Here is a 17,785-nt window from a genome sequence, read left to right as displayed (position 1 = left end):
TATGACCACCACCATTGAAATCGGCGCCGCGCCGCTCACCCTCGCCCAGCTTCGCTCGGTCCTGAACGGTCCGGTCACGGTCAGCCTGACCGACGCCGCCTGGGCCAATGTCGAAAAGGGCGCGGCGACCGTCGCCGCCATCCTGGACGAAGGCCGCACTGTCTATGGCATCAACACCGGCTTCGGCCTGCTGGCCAACACCAGCATTGCGGCGGAAGACCTTGAAACCCTTCAGAAGAACCTGGTGCTCAGCCACGCCTGCGGCGTCGGCGAGCCGCTGAGCGAAGACACCACCCGCCTGCTGATGGTGCTGAAGATCGCCAGCCTGTCGAAGGGCGCCTCGGGCGTACGTCGTCACACGCTGGAGACCCTGATCGGCATAGTCAACGCCGAGGTCCTGCCGCTGATCCCATCCAAGGGTTCGGTCGGCGCCTCGGGCGATCTGGCGCCGCTGGCCCATATGTCGTGCGTCCTGATCGGCGTCAGCGAGGCCCGCTATCGGGGTCAGGTGCTGGACGCTGTTTCTGCTCTGGCCAAGGCTGGACTGAAGCCGGTCGTACTGGGCCCCAAGGAAGGTCTGGCCCTGCTGAACGGCACCCAGTGTTCGACGGCCCTGGCCCTGAATGGCCTTTTCGCGGCCGAAGACGTGTTCGCCGCCGCCATCGCCGCCGGCGGCCTGTCGGTCGATGCGCTTCTGGGTTCGGATGCGCCGTTCGACCACCGCATCCACGCCCTGCGCGGCCAGCCGGGTCAGATCGACGTGGCCCGTCGTCTGCGCGAACTGCTGAGCGGCAGCGCCATCCGCGACAGCCATCGTCACGACTGCACCAAGGTGCAGGACCCCTACTCCCTGCGCTGTCAGCCGCAGGTGATGGGCGCGACGCTGGACGTGCTGCGCAACGCCGCCGCCATGCTTGAGCGCGAAGCCAACGCCGTGACCGACAATCCGCTGGTCTTCATCGAGGACGGCGATGTCATCTCGGGCGGCAACTTCCACGCTGAACCCGTTGCTTATGCAGCAGATCAGATCGCCATGGTCCTGTGCGAGATCGGCAATATCTCCGAACGCCGCACTTCGATCCTCGTCGATCCCAAGATGACCGACCTGCCCGCCTTCCTGGTCAAGGACAGCGGCGTGAACTCGGGCTTCATGATCGCCCAGGTGACGGCGGCGGCCCTGGTGGCCGAGAACCGCATGGTCGCCCACCCCTGCGTCATCGACACCGTGCCGACCAGCGCCAATCAGGAAGACCACGTGTCGATGGCCACCCACGGCGCCCGCCGCCTGCTGGACATGGCCGCCAATACGGCGACCGTCGTGGGCATCGAACTGCTGGCCGCGGCGCAAGGCATTGAGTTCCGCCGTCCGCTGACCTCCTCGCCGGAACTGGAGCAGACCTACGCCATCGTGCGCGAGGCCTGCGAGGCCTATACGGAAGACCGCTACTTCGCGCCGGATATCGCCCGTGCGACCGAGGGCGTCCGTGCTGGCCGCTATCGCGCCTTCGCCGGCGATCTGCTGCCTTCGGCTTGAACTGCACGGCGGTTGAGCGCTTTCGTAATCAAAACGAACGCAGGATGCCGCCGATCATGAGCAGAAGCGCCGTCATTCTGGCCTCCGCCGCCCTGGTTCTGACCGGACTGGGGGCGGCGGGCTGGGCCGTCTGGAACTCCACCTCGGCCGCGCACGGCGGGCGGGCCCCTGGGTACGGCGTGACCGTCGAGGTCGTACCACCGGTCGAACCGGATCTGCCGCCCGGCTCCATCATGACCGTGGGCGAGCTGCGCGACGGCTATGAGCACGATGCGGAGCGCGTCGCCCCCCCTCCCCGCGACGACGAACCCTATGGCGAAAGCGCGTGGCTGGAACTGACGCCGGAGCCGTCGCAGCCGCCCTATTACGACACGCCGTCCGATCCCGGCCCGCCTCGCTCGTCCCGACCGGCGCCGGAGCTGGAACGCGACGACTACGGCTTCGGTTTCGATGCGCCTCAGCCGGACTACGCCGCCGAACGCGCCGCGCGTCAGTCGGCGCTGCAGGAGCGGCCCCAGCGCCACAACAGGCCGGCGGCCGAAGAGATGTTCTATTAAAAAAGGCCCCGGTTTCGCCGGGGCCTTTTGCGCATCACCGCATGGTGGTGACGGAAACCGTGTAGTCGCCTTCCTGCGCCGAACTGAGGCTGTTGGCGCGGAAAGAATAGGAGCCGGGACGAAGGGTCTCGGTGATCATGGCGCTGGTCCCGCCGCCGCTGTCGTCGTCGGCGGCCAGGCTCTCGCCATCGCACTGCGGCCCTTCGTGCAGCGAGAGGTAGGCGTCGAACTGCGCCGAATCCATCCGGATCGACACATTGCCTCGGTTGCCGATGTTCAGGGCATAGCAGTCGTAGAAGGAGCCGTCGTCGGCCTGGCGGTCGCTGAACTCCAGACGGCCCTGACGACTTTCACCGACCGAGATCGGCACGATCTGGGTGGTCGGCCGCAGGCGCTGGCCTTCCGAAACGGTCAGGCGGAACGACCCGGTCTCGCCTTCGCTCAGCGTATTGGCGCGGATGATCCAGTTCCCGCCGTTCGAGATGAAGCGTAGCTGCGAGTCGGTGCCCATGTCCGGCCCGTCGTCGTTCGTCACCGAGGTCTCGTCGCAGTCCGTCCCGGCGCCGGCCATCAGATAGGTGTCGAAATCCGACGACCGCATGGTCACCGTATAGGCCTGACCGGCCTCGGTCTGGACGACGTAGCAACGATAGTGCGAACCGTCGTCCATGCGCGCGTCCTTGGCGCTGAAGTTGCCGTTGACGGTCTGCCCCGGCCGGATGGAGCTCTGGGCAGCCGCAGCGCCGGCCAGAATCAGCGAGGACGCCAGAACCGACGTCATCAACACAGCGCGCATGGGAATCTCCTTGGGTGCGACGCAAAAATCTAGGGGCGGAAATGCCCCGCTTATGTGACAGGAAGCAACGGAACTCGTTTCAACGCCGCTAAATTTGAAGCGTTTACGCAGAAACACACGGTACGCAGCTGCCTTATGACCAGTTGAAACTGTTCAATGACGGCCTCGGTCGAGACGGTAGCGGCCTGAATCACGCCCGAGGCCATGCCCACCATGTCAGCGCCCAGCCGGATCGCCTTGGCCGCATCCACCCCGTCCCGGACGCCGCCCGACCCGATCAGCAGGGCGTCCGGCAGGGCGTTGCGCGCCTCGGCCAGGGCGCGGGCCGTCGGTATGCCCCAGCCGGCGAAGGCCAGGGCATGGGCCTTGTCTGCGGGATCGGTCGCCCGTTCGCCTTCGATCAGGCCCCAGTTGGCGCCCCCGGCGCCGGCCACATCCACGCCCGCCGCCCCCATCGCCATCAGACGCTGGGCCGTGACGGCGGAAATCCCCGCCCCTGTCTCCTTGACGATGACCGGCGCGTCCAGATCGCGGATCAGGGCCTGAAGCGCCGCGCCCACGCCCCACCAGTCGCGATCTCCCTCAGGCTGGCAAGCCTCCTGAAGGGGGTTCAGGTGAACGACCAGGGCGTCGGCGCCGATCATGTCCAGCGCCCGGCGCGCCTCGTCCCGACCAAAGCCGCGCGTCAGCTGAGCCGCGCCGATATTGGCCAGGATCGGCGTGTCCGGCGCCTTGAGCCTGAGCGCGAAGTCCAGCCCGCCCGCCGCCCCGCCTTCCAGCGCCGCCCGTTGCGAACCGACGGCCAGGGCGATGCCCAGATGCTGGGCCGCTTCGGCCAGGCGGGCGTTGATCGCCTCGGCCCTGGCAGGCCCGCCGGTCATGGCGCTGATCAGCAGGGGCGCCTTCAGCCGCCGTCCCAGAAAGTCGACGCCCAGGTCGATCCGGGCATGGTCCACGTCCGGCAGGGCTTCGTGCACGAAGCGCCAGTCGTCGAACCCCGCCGAGACAGCATGACGTCCTCCGCCCGCCAGCACCACGTCCAGATGCTGATCCTTACGACCCATGATCAGGGCCGAGGGGGCGGTGTCGCTGGCGTCGTTCAGGGCTGCCGCTCCGTGATTAGCACATAGTCGCCGGTCGAGTTGGCGCTGAAGCTGCGGGCGCGCAGCACATAGGTCCCGTCGCGCGGGGCGGTCCAGCTCAGGCGAGCGTGGGTGTCGGACAGGCTGTCGTCATCCGTGTCCAGCTCGAAGTAGTCGCCGTCCTTCTCCTCGCCGACCTCGACGACCGCGTCGAAACTGCTGGCGATCAGGGTGAAGCGCAGCTTTTCGTCGGCCTTGGCCTTGAAGTGATAGGCGTCATAGAAGACGCCTTCGTCGGTGATGCTGGCCCGTTCGGTCAGGCGGCCGCGCACGGTCGATCCGATCAGCAGGCTGCCCGGCGAAGGCTCTCCCCCCAGATCCGTCAGTTCCAGCGAATACAGCCCCTTGGCGTCGCGCGACCAGGAACGCGCGCGCAGCACATAGTCTCCGGTCTCAGGCAGGGTGAAGATCAGGCGCGCATCCGTCCCCTGACCCAGACCGTCGTCGTCGCTGGCGATCTCGCTGAAATCGTCTTCGTCCTGACCCAGTTGCAGATAGGCGTCGAAGTCGCCGGACCGCATAACGGCCTGAATGCGCTGGCCCTCGGTCCCGCTGAAAACGAAGGCGTCATACAGGCGTCCGTCATCATCGGTGGCGTCGCTGGTCGCCAACTCGCCCTCGACGGTCTGGCCGAAGGCGATGGCGGACGGCGGCGGGGGCGGCGCGATCTCTTCGATCTTGAGCGTATAGGGCCCCTCGCCGCTGGAGAAGGCGCGCGCCTCGATCAGATAGTCGCCGTCCTCAGTCAGGATGTGCGTCAGCCGCGAGTTCAGGTCCCCGGCGCTGTCGTCGTCGCTGGCCAGACTGTTGTGATTGGCGTCGAACAGTTCAAGGAAGGTGTCGAACCCATCGGCCTTCATGGTGATGGCCAAACGCTGTCCGGCCCGGCCGCTGAAGCGGTACAGATCCGCCGGAGCGCCGGAATCGCTGCTGGCGCTATCCGGCGTCAGGCGCCCACGCGCTTCATCGCCGACCGAGACCGGCGTGGCGATCGGCGCGGGCGGTCCCTGCTCCAGCGCCAGTCGATACGTCCCCTGCGCCGAGCCGTCATAGGAGGTGGCGCGGACCAGATACTCTCCGTCCTGAGGCGCCGTGAACACCAGTCGCGCGTTCAGGCTGGACCCGCCGTCGTCATTCTCGGCCATCTGCACGAAGGCGCCGTTGACGATGCGGCCAACGCGCAGAAAGGCGTCGAAGTCGTCCGATTCCAGATCGATCCTCACCCGCTCGCCCGCCGAAGCCCGGAAGGCGTAGGCGTCATAGCGATTGCCGTCATCATCCTCGGCGCTGTTGGCCCCCAGGCGGCCAGAGGCGTCACGACCGATGGCGACGCGGCCGGGACGCGGCAAGCGCGGCGCGGCGCGCTCCTTCAGCGACAGCCGATAATCGCCGGTCTCCATCCCCGAGAAGGTACGCGCACGCACGATATAGACCCCGGATTCCGGCGCAGTGAAACGCAGGCGCGCATTCAAGCTGCCCGCGCTGTCGTCGTCGCTGGCCAGCGACTGTCGCATCGAGCCTTCGGCGTAGACTTCCAGATAGGCGTCGAAATCATCCGCCGTCATCTCGGCTTCCAGCCGCTGGCCAGCGCGCAGGTTCAGCCGATAGTCGTCATAGCGATAGGCGTCCCCGCCCCGCGTGCGGGCGTCGCCCTCTTCCAGCCGCCCCCGGATGTCGTCTCCCAGTCGGGCGTCAGCCGCCGTCTGGGCCCAGGCCGCGCCGGTGGACAGGAGGGCGACGGCGCTGGCCGCAGCGAACAGGGAATAACGCATAAAAACCTCTTTGCTGGCGTCATCATAGACGCCGAACCGCAGCGCCTGTAAATCGCGGCCACGCTTTCCAGTTCCCGGCAGATGGAGCCAAATATGGCTGTCGAACCCGCCCGCGCCTCTCTGATCGACGGCAAGGCCTTCTCACAGACCCTGGTGGAGCGCGTCGCAGCGGCCGCCGCCCGGCTGGAATCCGCCCACGGCGTCAAGCCCGGTCTGGCCGTCGTCATCGTCGGCGAAGACCCCGCTAGCCAGCTTTATGTCCGCAACAAGGGCGAGACGACGCTGAAGGCCGGGATGCGGTCCGACACCCACCGCCTGCCGGTCGAAACGACCCAGGACGAACTGCTGGCTCTGATCGCGTCGCTGAACGCCGATGCGGGCATCCACGGCATCCTCGTGCAGCTGCCCCTGCCCAAACATATCGATTCGTCCGCCGTTCTGGACGCCATCTCGCCGGACAAGGACGTGGACGGCTTCCACGTCGTCAACGCCGGACGTCTGGCCGTCGGCCTGCCCGGCATGATCCCCTGCACCCCGCTGGGCAGCCTGATGCTGCTGAAGGACCAGTTGGGCGACCTGTCGGGCCTGAACGCCGTCATCGTCGGCCGCTCCAACATCGTCGGCAAGCCGATGGCGCAACTGCTGCTGGGCGAAAGCTGCACTGTCACCATCGCTCACTCGCGCACCCGCGACCTGCCCGCCCTGTGCCGCACCGCCGACGTTCTGGTGGCCGCCGTCGGCCGCCCCGAAATGATCAAGGGCGACTGGATCAAGCCGGGCGCGACCGTCATCGACGTGGGCATCAACCGCGTCCCCTCGCGCGATCCGGTCAAGGCCGCCGAGGGCAAGACCCGCGTGGTCGGCGACGTGGACTTCAACGAGGCGATTGAAGTCGCGAGCCGCATCACCCCCGTCCCCGGCGGCGTCGGCCCCATGACCATCGCCTGCCTGCTGGCCAACACCTACACCGCCGCCTGCCGCGCGGCGGGCGTCGAGCCGGAAGACCTGAACGGCTGAGGCCTGCGTCAAAAATCCAGCCTTGAAGCGGAGCCTTTCGGCCCCGATAGTCTTTAGCGATCAGCGGTCATGAGGACCGCCCCGCAGGAGCTTCTTCATGGCTGGATTTTCGCCTCGCATCGCGGCCGTCGCCGCCGTCGTCGTCCTGGCTCCGGCCGTGAGCGCCTGCGGCTACAACACCATTCCGACCAAGCAGGAGCGCGCCGAAGCCGCCTGGGCCGACGTTCAGAGCCAGTATCAGCGCCGCGCCGATCTGGTGCCCAATCTGGTCGCCACCGTTCAGGGCGCGGCCATTCAGGAACGCACCACCCTGACCCAGGTGATCGAGGCCCGCGCCAAGGCCACCAGCGTCAACATCGACGCCTCCAACCTCGATAACGCCGCCGCCTTCCAGCAGTATCAACAGGCGCAGGGCGAGCTTTCCAGCGCCCTGTCGCGGCTGCTGGTGACGGTCGAGGCCTATCCCCAGCTTCAGGCCAACCAGAACTTCCTGACCCTGCAATCGCAGCTGGAAGGCACCGAGAACCGCATCTCCGTGGCGCGCCGCGACTACAATGAGGCCGTGCGCGACTACAACACCACCCTGCGCACCTTCCCGAGCGTGATCTGGGCCAAGACCCTGCACGGCGGCTCCAAGCCAATGCAGCTGTTCACCGCCACGGCCGAGGCCCAGTCGGCGCCCAACGTGAACTTCGACCTGGGCGTCCAGCCCGGCGGCGGCGCGCCTGCGACGACGCCCGGCGCCGCGCCCGGTTCGACGCCGCCCGCCCCGGCGGCGCAGTAAGCCTGAAATGAACCCTTCCGCCCTCGCCCTGAGGGAAGGCGCGGCGTGGGGCCTCCTCCCCGCGCTGATTCTGGCCCTCACCCTGTGGCTGACCGCCCTGCCCGGCGCCAGCCTGGCCGCCGAAATCCGTTTTCCGGCGCTGACCGGCCGCGTGGTCGATGACGCCCAGCTGCTGACGCCAGAACAGGAACAGGCCCTGACCGGCAAGCTGGCGACGCTGGAACAGCAGACCGGCGACCAGTTGGTCGTCGTCACCCTGCTCTCGCTTCAGGATCAGGAGATCGAGGACTTCGGCTACCAGCTCGGCCGTCACTGGGGCATCGGCCAGAAGGAGAATGACGGCGGCGCCCTGCTGATCGTCGCGCCGAACGAGCGCAAGGTGCGGATCGAAGTCGGCTATGGGCTGGAGGGCGTGCTGACCGACGCCTATTCCTCGCTCATCATCCGCAACGACATCCTGCCGGCCTTTCGTCAGGGCGATTATGCGGCAGGCATCATCGCCGGGACCGACTCCATCATCGCGCAACTGACCGCCGATCCGGCCGAGGCCCAGGCGCGGGCGGAAGCAGCCAAGAGCGCGGCGACAGAGGCGACCAAGCCGGTGCTGCCGGCGATCATCATCCTGCTGGTTTTCGCCTTTATCTTCTTCAGCATGGTCGGCGCAGCTGCGGGCGGTCGCAAACGGCGCGGCGGACGCGGCGACGGCCTGTCCCCAATCCTGATCTGGGCCGCCAGCGAAGCCTTGAAAGACCGCAATCGCGGCGGGCGCGGCGGCGGCTGGGGCGGCGGCGGTTTCGGCGGCGGCGGCGGCGGATTTGGCGGTGGAGGCGGCGGCTTCGGCGGCGGCGGCGCCTCGGGGGGATGGTGATGCAGTTCACGACAGACGACCACGCGCGCGTCGCCAGGGCCATCGCTCAGGCCGAAGCGCACACGTCGGGCGAAATCTTCTGTGTCGTGGCGCGGCAGGTGTCCTCCTATCGCGACGTCAGCCTGGGCTGGGCGGCCGCTGCGGCCCTGCTGCTGCCGCTGGGGTTGCTCCCGTTCGGCTTCAGCGGCGACTGGCTGGCTTTCGGCGGCGGCTGGGAGATCGCCCATGCGCCCGCCGCTTCAGTCGAGATCGGGCGCGCCCTGGCGGCCTATGGGCTGGTGCAGGCGGGCGTCTTCCTCGCCGTCTTCCTGCTGTCGCTGATCCCGGCCGTGCGCAGGCTGCTGACGCCCGCCGCCCTGCGCCGCACCCGCGTCCGCCGCGCCGCCATGCAGCAATTCCTGGCCCACGGCCTGCACGTCACCGAGGCGCGCACCGGCGTCCTGATCTTCGCCGCCCTGGCTGATCATCAGGTCGAGGTGGTGGCCGACGAAGGCATCCATTCCTGCGTCAGCCCCGAGGTCTGGGCCGACGCCGTCGCCGCCTTGACCAAAGCCCTGCGTCATGACCGCCCGGTCGAGGGGTTCGAACAGGCCATCAACCTGTGCGGCGGGGTGCTGGCGGAACGCTTTCCGCCCAAGCCCGCTGATCAAAACGAGATCCCCGACAGACTGGTTGTCATCTAGTCTGGCTATCAGGGCCTCGCGACCGCCGCATTGAGCCGCGACAGTCGCTGCGATCGCGGGCAAGGAATTCATGCCGAGACTTCTGACCTACAACGTCCATCGCTGCGTCGGCGTCGACCGGAAGCTGGACGTGAACCGCATCGCCGATGTCATCGCCGAGCATGAGCCTGACGTGGTCTGCCTGCAGGAACTGGATGTCGGCCGCGCCCGCACCGGGCATGTCGATCAGGCCAGCGCCATCGCTCAACACCTGGCCATGAGCGTGCAATTCCATCCCGCCATGAAGGTCGAGGCCGAGCTCTACGGCGACGCCATCCTGACCCACCGTCCCGAGCGGCTGGTGCGCGCCGCCGCCCTGCCCACCCTGCCCGGCATCAAGGGGCTGGAGCCGCGCGGCGCCTTGTGGTCTGCGGTCGATTTCGACGGGGCGGTGGTCAACATCATGAACACCCACCTGGGCCTGATCCCGCGCGAACAACGGCTACAGGTCGCCGCATTGATCGGCGAGGAATGGCTGGGCGATCCTATGTGTCAGGGACCGACCATTCTGACCGGCGACTTCAACGCCACCTCCATCACCCGCCCCTATCAGGCCCTGACGCGGCGGCTGGACGACGCCCAGCGACGCTTAGGGCTCAAGCCCTCGATCAAGACCTTTCCGTCCAGCTTCCCGGCCATCCGCATCGACCACTGCTTCGTCAGCCGCGAGATCCGCGTGACAGGCGCCCGCACCCCGTCCTCGCCTCTGGCGCGCGCCGCGTCGGACCATCTGCCCCTGATCATCGACTTCGAGATCGAAGGTCAGCCCAAGGATCAACCCGGCGCCTGACCGCCCTCGGACCTGGGCCGGGTGCGGTGCGAGCGGTTCAGCCGCTTCCACGGCCGCCAGGCGTCGGTCGCCGACACCGGATCGCCGAACTGCCACTCGGCGAACATCCGCTCGACCCGCGTCGGCTCTGCGGCGCCCAGCGGCTTCATCCGCGCCTGACCAAAGGTCTGGATCGCCTGCGCCACCGAACCCAGCAAGGTTTCCGCCTCGGCGAAGGCCTCGCCCGAGACGCCGATGAAATGGCCCAGCGAGTGGCGACGAAAGCGCCGGATCACATCGCGCTGCTGATCCGTCTGCGCCTCGACGGCCACGTCGCATTCCGTGTCCAGCCCCATCGAGCGATTGTTCAGATTGCTGGAGCCGATCCGCAGCAGCTTGTCGTCGATGATGGTCATCTTGGCGTGAACAATGATCCGCTCGCCCTCGTCCGTCACCGGATAGAAGGCGGTGAAGCGGTCATGGCGGTCCGCCTGCTCCAGCCGATACAGCACCTCGGCCCGCGCCGTATCCATCGTCAGACCGTCGAACCAGCTGGGGCTGCGCCCGGTCGAGACCAGCACCACCTCCGGCCCGTCCGGCTCGGCCAGACGTTCGGCCAGCGCCGCCGCCAGCAGGGGCGAGGTGAAATACTGGTTCTCCATATAGATCAGCGACCGCGCCTGCCGGATGGCCTCCAGATGCAGGGCCTCATTCTCGCGCACCTCAGGTCGGCCCCGGACCTGCGGTTCCGTGCGGGATATAGCGACCGGAACATCATGCAGCGTCGGCTCGACGCCATCGGGCCAGGCGTCGCCGTCGCGCGGCGTCGAAGCTTCCAGCACCTCGCCCGTCGCCCGCCGCCAGCGTTCGCGCGCCAGGTCGCCCAGGTTCTGCGCCGCCGGTCCGTCCAGCACGCACATCACCTCATGCCGCGGCGCCGGAATGACGCCGGTCGGCTCGCACCGGCGCGGATCGCCCGAGAAATGCTCCTCGGTGTCCCAGCGATCGGTCGAGATGTCGCCGCCGCCGCAGAAGGCGATCTGATTGTCGATCACCACCACCTTCTGATGATGGCAGGCGCCCAGAATACCCGGCCCGTCCAGCCGGAACTCCACGATCCGGCGGCGGAACCACCTCTGGGCCTTGTGCGGATAGAAGCCCTGCGACGCCGCGATCAGCAGGGGCGAGCGCCAGATCAGCAGGCGCACGTCCAGGTCCGGCTTGTGCCGCACCAGAGCCTTCAACTGATGACCGATCTCGGCCCGGCGGTCGGTCAGCGGCCCCTCCGGATCGAGCCGCGTGCGGGGATCGAACTGCCAGCCCAGAATCAGGATCGACCGTTTCGCCTTGTGCAGCGCCGAGGACAGGGCGTCGAAATAGGCTTTGTTCTCCATCAGCGGCGCGAAACGATGCGCGGGCGCAGACCGCCACACGCCCGGACCCGGCTCGATCAGACTGGCTTCATAAGAACGATCTGGCCCCATGACCCTCCGATGGCCGATTCGCGTGACGGCTTGATGCGCGGCCTCTACAGCAGAGGTCGAGCGGTTGCAGATCGTTCCATTTTCGCATCAGCACGGTCAATGGCGACGCTCCTTCACTTCGCCGCATTGTCGCCGGAACCGTGATCTGTCATTATGCGCGCCATGCAAGCTCTGATCGAAATGGTGATCGGCCTCATCGCACTGCTCGCCGCAGTCGCGCTGTCGCAGTTCGGCGTCGATCTCAGCCCGACGAAGAAGTCGGATGGCGAGATCCACCGAGTCGAAAAGAAGTGCGGCGACGCCCCGTCCACCCACATTCAGGTCAACGCCCCGACCTCCTGCTGATCCACAGCTTAGGCTTAGTGAAGCCGCCGCTTCAGGCCGGATAATACGCCCTCCAGCCTTTTCGCTTCTCGTTACAGTCGTTAGGGTCGCTCCGCACACGACCTCGCCCGCGTCTCCAGGCGACCAGTAATCGAGATCGACGCCCATGAAATCCCGCCCTCGGCCGCCGCTCAACCTGACCGACTCCGAGCCCGCCCTTGAGGACGAGGCCCCCGTGATCGCGTCCGACGCCCAGGCTGATGCGGCCACGCCCGAGCCGATGCCTGAGCATCCGCCGCTGCCTGAATCCGCCCCCGCCCCAGAACGGCCGATGTCCGAACGTCAGCGCCGCCGCCTGGCCGAACAGCAGGCGATCGCCGAACAGCGCGCGGCTGAGGCGGAAAAAGCAGCCCGCACCCTGGCCATTCTGGGCGAGTCGGCCGACACGCCGCCCGCCACCGTCGAATCAACGCCCCTTACCGTTCCCCCCTCCCCTCGCGCCAAGTCGGCCAAGGGCGGCGCCAACCACGCCTATCTGATCGCCGGTCTGGCGTCGGCCCTGTGGATCGGCGGGCTGGCGTCCTGGTTCGCCTATGAGCTGGGCTCCGGGATGATGGAGCTGGATCCGCTGCGGCTGGCGGTCTACGGCCTGATCCTTCTGGCGCCGGTCGGCCTGTCGATCCTGCTGGCCCACGCCGTGCGTCAGGGCGCCGGTCTGGCGCAAGAGACCCGCCGCGCCCGCGAAATGGCGAACGCCCTGGTCGGCCCGACCGCCCTGGCCGCCAACGAAGCCGGTCAGGTGCTGACCAGTCTGCGCGGCGATATCGACCTGGCCGCACAGGCCGCCGAACGCGCGCGTAACGACATGGCCCAACTTCGCGAAGCCCTGGCCAAGGAAACCGCCCTGCTGAACGAGGCGGCCGAACGCGCCGGCGGCACGGCCCGCCAACTGACCGAAAAGATGTCGGCCGAGCGGGAGCAGATGCACGGCCTCAGCGGCCGTCTGGAAACCCAGGCCTCCAACGTGGTCGAAACGGTCGAGCGCCAGTCGCGCATGGTGGCCGACGCCTCCGACCTGGCTCAAACGCAGTTGCGCGAGGCCGAAGCCGCCCTGGCCGCCCGCGCCGCCGACCTGGCCGCCGCCGCCAATGAAGCGCAGGACGCCGCCCGCGCCGCCGCCGACGACCTGGCCCGCCAGACCCTGCGTCTCGAAACCGCCGGCTCCGGCGTCGCTGAACAGATTCAATCGGTCGAGGAAGGTCTGGGCCAACAGCGCGCCGCCCTGGTCACCGCCGCCTATGCCCTGCGCACCGATCAGGAAGACTTCTCGGCCCAGGTGGAGAGCCAGCGCGCCCAGCTTCTGGATCACCTGTCCCAGACCCGCACCGCCGCCGACGACCTGAATCTGAAGGGCGAAGAGGCGGCCAACGCCATCAAGGCCCAGGTCGAGGCCGTGGTCGATCAGTTCCAGGCCCTGGTGCAGTTGTCTCAACGTGAAGCCGACGGCTTCGACCACGCCACCAAGCTGGCGCTGGACCGGTTCGAGGCGCTGTCCGCCGAATCCCGCGACCTGCTGGTCGAAGAGACGCGCCGTTCGTTGGCGGCGCTGCAGGCCACGGCCGACGCCCAGCGTCAGGCGGCCGACACGGCCATCGAGCAGGCGCAGATTCGCGCCGACCGCCTGGGCGAATCCCTGTTCGACGCCGCCCAGCAGGCCGACGCCGCCGCCGAGGCCCGCATCGAGGGCGCCCGTCGCATCATCGGCCAGACGGCTGAAATGGTGGACCAGACGGGCGAGCGCCTGATCGACAGTCTTCATGCCACCCTGACCCGCGTCACCGAGGCCCTGACCCAGGTCGAACAGGCCGTGTCCGAGATGGACGAACGCGCCAGCCGCCTGCCCCAGGAAGCCCAGAACCGTGTGGACTCGGTCCGCGCCGCCGTCGAAAACGGCCTGACCGCCCTGGGCGCCGCCTCCCGTAAGGCGGCCGAGGACACCGAAGCCCTGGAAAGCGGTTTCCAGGAGCGCGTCCGTCGCAACTACGACATGCTGACCGAGGCCGTGCGCCTGATGGGCGCCGTGTCCGGCGAAGGCGGCCGTCGTCGTCCCTTGAACCAGCCCGCCCCGACCGAGCGCCCCGCTGAACGGCCGCATGACAGCCTGCGCGGACGGCTGCGCCCTCAGAACGCGCCGGAGGGAGACATTGAAGCGATCCCGGCCGCGCCGCAGGCCCGACCGGCGCCGCCGCCGCGTGATACGACGCCGCCCGCGCCGCCCCACAGACACGAGGCGCCCGCCGCCGATCTGGACTGGAACGATCTGTCCGCTCCCAACGGCGGTCCTCAGACCGACGCCGCATCGCACGCCCCGGCGGCGCCAATCGGCTCGCCCGAAGAGATCGACGCCCTGGCCTCGCGCATCACCGACGCCATTCGGCGCATGGGCGTGGACCCCAACGCCCTGCTGCCGCGCCCACGCATCGAGGAAACGGCCCAGGCCTTCGCCGCCCATGACCCGTCGCGCGCCCGCCAGATCGTCCGCAGGGTGGCGCCCGCCGCCGTCCGCAGCGTCTCGCGCCGCGTGCTGAGCGACGACGCCCTGCGCGCCGACGCCGAGGCCTATGTGCGCGCCTTCGCCCACGGCCTGAGGCTTCAGGCCGAGCGCGGCGACGCCCATGACATTCAGGCGCGGCTGGCCACGGACGAAGGCCGCGCCTTCATGCTGCTGGACGCCGCCGTCGGCGACCTGGGCTGAAGCATCGGCTCAGGCTTGACCTCACGACGATTTTACCGGCACGCTCACTGAGCCTAGCGCCATCCCGACGTACAGGAGCCACGCCCCTTGGTGGACACGGATTCCCGCACCCGTCCTGATCGACGCCCCGCCCTCGCCATCTGCGTGTGGAATCCGGATTACCCGACCTGGGATCTGGTGGAAGACCTGTCCGGCGAGCCCTGGAGCCCGCCGGGCGCCCGCACCCAGCCGATCCCAGGCGATACCGACGCCCCGGCTCTCGCCGACCGCCTGATCGCCGCGCTGAAGGATCAGGACTGCGCCGCCCTGCTGCTGATCGGCCGCACCAGCCATCCCGGCCCCTTCCGTCTTCAGATGCGGGCCGAAAACCGGCGTCTGGACAGCGCCGGCCGACTGGATGAGACCGGCCCCGGCGTTGCGCGCGTCACCGCCCCAATCGCCGAGATGCTGCGCGATCTGACCGCTGCGGGCCTGCCGGCCATCGCCGCGTCCGACGCAGAGGAAGATGCGGGAAGCTACATCCTATACCGCGCCCTCGCCGACCTGCCCGACAGCCTGAACTCACCCTCCATCGGCCTGCTGCGCGCGCCCGACGGCGCGACCGAAGAGGCCATGCGCACCGCCATCAAGGCCGTCGCCTCGGCGATGGCGCGTCATTTGACGCCCCTGCCCCGCTCAAGCGCGGCCTGAGCCGCCCAACCGTCGCGCCAACAGCAGTCCCGTCACGCCGCCGACCAGCGCCAGTCCAGCCATGCCGAGATAGGCGCGCGAACCAAAAGCGTCGTACAGCGGCCCGCTGGCCAGGGTCGCCAGGCCGATCAGCACCCCGGCGGAAAGGGCCGAGCTCAAAGTCTGCGCCGCCGTATGGCTATCCGGCGGACACAGGCGCTCGACGATCTGCACGCCCGCCAGATAGGTGGCCGCGAACGTCAGGGCGTGCAGCGTCTGCAACGGCCACAGCAGCCACAGCGGCGGCGCAAAAGCCATGACGGTCCAGCGCAGCACCGCCGCGCCCGCGCCCAGCGCCAGAATGAACCAGGGCCCGATCCCCCGCCTGCGGCGCCACGGCTCGACCACCCACATGAAGCCGATCTCGACCAGGACGGAAAAGGCCCACAGCAGGCCCGTCATGCTCTCGGCCACGCCCTGCGCCCGCCACAGGATGGCGGAGAAGCCGTAGTAGAAGGCGTGCGCCGCCTGCACCGCGCCCACGGCGAAGATGGCGGTCATGAACACCGGGTCCGCCGCCAGACGCCCCAATCCGCGAAACCGCTCGAACCCCGACAGCGGCCCGTCGTCGCCTACCCGCTCGTCCGGCAGGATGCGCCACGCCGTCACGGCGATCAGCAAGGACGCCGCCACCGCCCAGATGATCACGACGTCCGCCGACATCCGCGTCAGCAGCCAGCCCATCACGACATTGGCGACGACGAAAGCCGCCGAACCACACCCGCGCGGCAGGGAGAAGGGAAAGCCCTCTCGCGCCGCGACCTTGAGGGTCAACACGTCGCTGAGCGGGATCAAGGCGGCCGCCGCCGTCGCTCCAATCAGCCAGAAGACCGCCCACAGGACGATCCCGTGCACCAGTCCCGCCCCGCCATAACCGACCGCCATCGCCAGCCCCAGCAGGGCGATCGGCGTGCGTCGGCGCCTGAAACCGTCGGCCCAGACAGCGATCAGCGGCCCGGTCAGCGCCCGCGCCAGCATGGGGATGGCCAAAAGGACGCCGATCTGCGCTCCGCTCAGTCCCTGAGCGCGGAACCACAGCCCCGCGAACGGCAGAGTCACGCCGCTGGCGCCGAACAGAAGGATGTATTGCAGGGCCATGCGCGGGGCGGACGTCATGGCGCGCCATAGCAGACTTCCCCCGATTTGTGGTCTAGACATAAGCCATGACGTCCAACCGCAAGCTTCTTGTCTTCGCCGGGCTCAACGGCGCCATGGCTGTAGCGCTGGGGGCCTTCGCGGCCCACGGCGCAGCGCCCGCTGTCAAAACCCTGCTGACCACGGGCGGCCAGTATCAGATGGTCCATGCGGCCTTAGCCGTAGCGCTGGCTCTATGGAACGGCGGCGGGCGTCTGGCGCGCCTCGCCGGATGGCTGGCTGCCGCCGGGGGGCTGATCTTCTGTCTGGCCCTGGCCATGATCGGCCTGCTCAGCCTGCCTGTGATGGGGGCCGTCGCCCCGATCGGCGGGGTCATGATGATCGCGGCCTGGTGCCTGGTCGTCGCCGCCGCCCTCAAGTCCGCGCCCAACAACGCCTAATCTCAAGCAGAACAGGGTCCCAGCATGTTTGCCGTGAACGAAACGCCCCGCCGTGACCTCTATCCCGAGATCGAAGCCTACGCCTCAGGCTGGATGCCGACCGACAGCGTCCACGAGATCTATTACGAGGAAAGCGGCAATCCGCATGGCGTGCCCGTCATCGTCCTGCACGGCGGCCCCGGCGGGGCGGTCAATCCGGGGATGCGCCGCTATTTCGACCCGGCCAAATACCGCATCGTCATGTTCGATCAGCGCGGCTGCGGCCTGTCGCGGCCCAACGCCTCGCTGGAAAACAACACCACCTGGGACCTCGTCGCCGACATCGAGCGCCTGCGCGAGAAGTTGGGCATCGACAAATGGGTCGTGTTCGGCGGGTCGTGGGGTTCGACCCTGTCGATGACCTACGCCATCAAACACCCGGATCGCTGCCTGGCGCTGGTGCTGCGCGGCATCTTCCTTCTCACCAAGAAAGAACTGCACTGGTTCTATCAGGACGGCGCCTCGATGATCTTCCCGGACGCCTGGGAGCGCTTCCTGGCCCCGATCCCGCAGGCCGAGCGCGGCGACCTGATGGCCGCCTATTACAAACGCCTGACCGGCGACGACATCGAGGAACGCAACCGCTGCGCCGTCGCCTGGGCCACCTGGGAAGGCGAGACCGTCAGCATCCAGGGGCCGTCAGGCAAGCCGGACAAGTTCGCCGATCCCGAGTTCGCCGTGGCCTTCGCCCGGATCGAGAACTGGTATTTCACCAATGGCGGCTTCATGGATAGCGAGAACTGGATCCTCGAAAACATCGGGACCATCCGCCACATCCCTTGCTGGATCGCGCAGGGGCGCTTTGACGTAGTGACGCCGATCTCGGGCGCCTGGTCCCTGCACCGCGCCTGGCCCGAGGCCAAGCTGGACATCATCGGCGACGCCGGCCACGCCTCGACCGAGCCGGGCATCATCGACAGCCTGATCCGCGCCACCGACTGGGCGGCGGCCTTATAAT

The 17,785-nt window shown here is 68.3% G+C and carries 17 protein-coding genes; 12 read left to right on the top strand and 5 right to left on the bottom strand.

The window, feature by feature from the left end:
- Position 1 precedes the first annotated feature (1 nt).
- Both hutH and RSD66_RS08025 read left to right on the top strand, forming a co-directional pair.
- Positions 2–1,534 carry a histidine ammonia-lyase gene (hutH, locus tag RSD66_RS08030; protein ID WP_415287227.1) on the top strand — a complete coding sequence of 511 codons (1,533 nt, stop codon included), beginning with the start codon at positions 2–4 and terminating at the stop codon, positions 1,532–1,534.
- Between the two features lie 56 nt (positions 1,535–1,590).
- A complete protein-coding gene (locus RSD66_RS08025; protein WP_415287225.1) occupies positions 1,591–2,091 on the top strand; it encodes a hypothetical protein in 501 nt (166 codons plus the stop codon).
- A 34-nt stretch (positions 2,092–2,125) separates the two neighbouring features.
- Here the strand turns inward: RSD66_RS08025 and RSD66_RS08020 are convergent, their stop codons facing one another.
- Genes RSD66_RS08020 through RSD66_RS08010 form a run of 3 tightly spaced genes read right to left on the bottom strand, consistent with a single transcriptional unit; the run spans position 2,126 to position 5,801 of the window.
- Positions 2,126–2,887, bottom strand: a complete 762-nt coding sequence (locus RSD66_RS08020) for a peptidase (RefSeq protein ID WP_415287223.1) — start codon at positions 2,885–2,887, stop codon at positions 2,126–2,128.
- A 50-nt stretch (positions 2,888–2,937) separates the two neighbouring features.
- Entirely contained in the window at positions 2,938–3,951 is a 1,014-nt protein-coding gene (gene fni, locus RSD66_RS08015) for a type 2 isopentenyl-diphosphate Delta-isomerase (protein WP_199683673.1), read from the bottom strand.
- A 35-nt stretch (positions 3,952–3,986) separates the two neighbouring features.
- Positions 3,987–5,801, bottom strand: a complete 1,815-nt coding sequence (locus RSD66_RS08010) for a PPC domain-containing protein (protein ID WP_415287221.1) — start codon at positions 5,799–5,801, stop codon at positions 3,987–3,989.
- A 93-nt stretch (positions 5,802–5,894) separates the two neighbouring features.
- Here RSD66_RS08010 and folD point away from each other — a divergent pair, with 93 nt between their 5' ends.
- The 5 genes from folD (at position 5,895) to RSD66_RS07985 (ending at position 9,982) form a co-directional block, all read left to right on the top strand.
- A complete protein-coding gene (folD, locus tag RSD66_RS08005) occupies positions 5,895–6,818 on the top strand; it encodes a bifunctional methylenetetrahydrofolate dehydrogenase/methenyltetrahydrofolate cyclohydrolase FolD (RefSeq protein ID WP_415287219.1) in 924 nt (307 codons plus the stop codon).
- Positions 6,819–6,915: 97 nt separating this feature from the next.
- On the top strand, positions 6,916–7,602 hold the full coding sequence (locus RSD66_RS08000; protein ID WP_024352932.1) for a LemA family protein: 687 nt from the start codon (positions 6,916–6,918) through the stop codon (positions 7,600–7,602).
- 7 nt (positions 7,603–7,609) lie between these two features.
- The gene (locus tag RSD66_RS07995; RefSeq protein WP_415287217.1) at positions 7,610–8,470 is read left to right on the top strand and encodes a TPM domain-containing protein; all 861 of its coding nucleotides are present in this window, start codon (positions 7,610–7,612) and stop codon (positions 8,468–8,470) included.
- Entirely contained in the window at positions 8,470–9,153 is a 684-nt protein-coding gene (locus tag RSD66_RS07990; protein WP_415287215.1) for a TPM domain-containing protein, read from the top strand. Before RSD66_RS07995 ends, RSD66_RS07990 begins: the two co-directional genes overlap by 1 nt.
- Positions 9,154–9,223: 70 nt before the next feature.
- Positions 9,224–9,982: an endonuclease/exonuclease/phosphatase family protein gene (locus tag RSD66_RS07985; RefSeq protein ID WP_415287213.1), complete on the top strand. Its 759-nt coding sequence runs from the start codon at positions 9,224–9,226 to the stop codon at positions 9,980–9,982.
- Here the strand turns inward: RSD66_RS07985 and RSD66_RS07980 are convergent.
- The gene (locus RSD66_RS07980; protein ID WP_415287211.1) at positions 9,967–11,445 is read right to left on the bottom strand and encodes a phospholipase D-like domain-containing protein; all 1,479 of its coding nucleotides are present in this window, start codon (positions 11,443–11,445) and stop codon (positions 9,967–9,969) included. The genes RSD66_RS07985 and RSD66_RS07980 overlap by 16 nt on opposite strands.
- A 153-nt stretch (positions 11,446–11,598) precedes the next feature.
- Here RSD66_RS07980 and RSD66_RS07975 point away from each other — a divergent pair, with 153 nt between their 5' ends.
- The 3 genes from RSD66_RS07975 (at position 11,599) to RSD66_RS07965 (ending at position 15,214) form a co-directional block, all read left to right on the top strand.
- Positions 11,599–11,790: a hypothetical protein gene (locus RSD66_RS07975; RefSeq protein WP_029673146.1), complete on the top strand. Its 192-nt coding sequence runs from the start codon at positions 11,599–11,601 to the stop codon at positions 11,788–11,790.
- Positions 11,791–11,935: 145 nt separating this feature from the next.
- Complete coding sequence (locus tag RSD66_RS07970) at positions 11,936–14,524, top strand: tipN (protein WP_415287209.1); 2,589 nt, start codon at positions 11,936–11,938, stop codon at positions 14,522–14,524.
- 90 nt (positions 14,525–14,614) lie between these two features.
- Positions 14,615–15,214 (top strand): hypothetical protein, encoded by a 600-nt coding sequence (locus RSD66_RS07965; RefSeq protein ID WP_346523596.1) that lies wholly within the window; start codon positions 14,615–14,617, stop codon positions 15,212–15,214.
- Here the strand turns inward: RSD66_RS07965 and RSD66_RS07960 are convergent.
- Positions 15,200–16,369, bottom strand: coding sequence for an MFS transporter (locus RSD66_RS07960; protein WP_415287207.1), 1,170 nt, complete (start codon positions 16,367–16,369; stop codon positions 15,200–15,202). The two genes, RSD66_RS07965 and RSD66_RS07960, sit on opposite strands and share 15 nt — an antisense overlap.
- Before the next feature lie 47 nt (positions 16,370–16,416).
- Here RSD66_RS07960 and RSD66_RS07955 point away from each other — a divergent pair, with 47 nt between their 5' ends.
- Together RSD66_RS07955 and pip are read left to right on the top strand one after the other, a co-directional pair.
- The gene (locus tag RSD66_RS07955) at positions 16,417–16,788 is read left to right on the top strand and encodes a DUF423 domain-containing protein (protein ID WP_415287206.1); all 372 of its coding nucleotides are present in this window, start codon (positions 16,417–16,419) and stop codon (positions 16,786–16,788) included.
- A gap of 24 nt (positions 16,789–16,812) precedes the next feature.
- The gene (gene pip, locus RSD66_RS07950) at positions 16,813–17,784 is read left to right on the top strand and encodes a prolyl aminopeptidase (RefSeq protein WP_415287204.1); all 972 of its coding nucleotides are present in this window, start codon (positions 16,813–16,815) and stop codon (positions 17,782–17,784) included.
- Position 17,785 lies beyond the last annotated feature (1 nt).

The sequence above is a fragment of the Brevundimonas sp. S1H14 genome, assembly GCF_047716865.1.
Taxonomy (GTDB): Bacteria; Pseudomonadota; Alphaproteobacteria; order Caulobacterales; family Caulobacteraceae; genus Brevundimonas; species Brevundimonas naejangsanensis.
Note: the sequence above shows the minus strand (reverse complement) of the source record. Positions and strands in the feature narration are given on the sequence as shown.

What these genes read in the sequence shown, in the direction of transcription:
- RSD66_RS08010 (WP_415287221.1), bottom strand. Translation starts at nt 5,801, where the DNA reads ATGCGTTATTCCCTGTTCGCTGCGGCCAGCGCCGTCGCCCTCCTGTCC.
- RSD66_RS07960 (WP_415287207.1), bottom strand. Translation starts at nt 16,369, where the DNA reads ATGACGTCCGCCCCGCGCATGGCCCTGCAATACATCCTTCTGTTCGGC.
- RSD66_RS07970 (WP_415287209.1), top strand. Translation starts at nt 11,936, where the DNA reads ATGAAATCCCGCCCTCGGCCGCCGCTCAACCTGACCGACTCCGAGCCC.
- RSD66_RS07980 (WP_415287211.1), bottom strand. Translation starts at nt 11,445, where the DNA reads ATGGGGCCAGATCGTTCTTATGAAGCCAGTCTGATCGAGCCGGGTCCG.
- pip (WP_415287204.1), top strand. Translation starts at nt 16,813, where the DNA reads ATGTTTGCCGTGAACGAAACGCCCCGCCGTGACCTCTATCCCGAGATC.
- RSD66_RS07955 (WP_415287206.1), top strand. Translation starts at nt 16,417, where the DNA reads ATGACGTCCAACCGCAAGCTTCTTGTCTTCGCCGGGCTCAACGGCGCC.
- RSD66_RS08000 (WP_024352932.1), top strand. Translation starts at nt 6,916, where the DNA reads ATGGCTGGATTTTCGCCTCGCATCGCGGCCGTCGCCGCCGTCGTCGTC.
- RSD66_RS08020 (WP_415287223.1), bottom strand. Translation starts at nt 2,887, where the DNA reads ATGCGCGCTGTGTTGATGACGTCGGTTCTGGCGTCCTCGCTGATTCTG.
- RSD66_RS07985 (WP_415287213.1), top strand. Translation starts at nt 9,224, where the DNA reads ATGCCGAGACTTCTGACCTACAACGTCCATCGCTGCGTCGGCGTCGAC.
- RSD66_RS07995 (WP_415287217.1), top strand. Translation starts at nt 7,610, where the DNA reads ATGAACCCTTCCGCCCTCGCCCTGAGGGAAGGCGCGGCGTGGGGCCTC.
- RSD66_RS07975 (WP_029673146.1), top strand. Translation starts at nt 11,599, where the DNA reads ATGCGCGCCATGCAAGCTCTGATCGAAATGGTGATCGGCCTCATCGCA.
- folD (WP_415287219.1), top strand. Translation starts at nt 5,895, where the DNA reads ATGGCTGTCGAACCCGCCCGCGCCTCTCTGATCGACGGCAAGGCCTTC.
- hutH (WP_415287227.1), top strand. Translation starts at nt 2, where the DNA reads ATGACCACCACCATTGAAATCGGCGCCGCGCCGCTCACCCTCGCCCAG.
- RSD66_RS08025 (WP_415287225.1), top strand. Translation starts at nt 1,591, where the DNA reads ATGAGCAGAAGCGCCGTCATTCTGGCCTCCGCCGCCCTGGTTCTGACC.
- fni (WP_199683673.1), bottom strand. Translation starts at nt 3,951, where the DNA reads ATGGGTCGTAAGGATCAGCATCTGGACGTGGTGCTGGCGGGCGGAGGA.
- RSD66_RS07990 (WP_415287215.1), top strand. Translation starts at nt 8,470, where the DNA reads ATGCAGTTCACGACAGACGACCACGCGCGCGTCGCCAGGGCCATCGCT.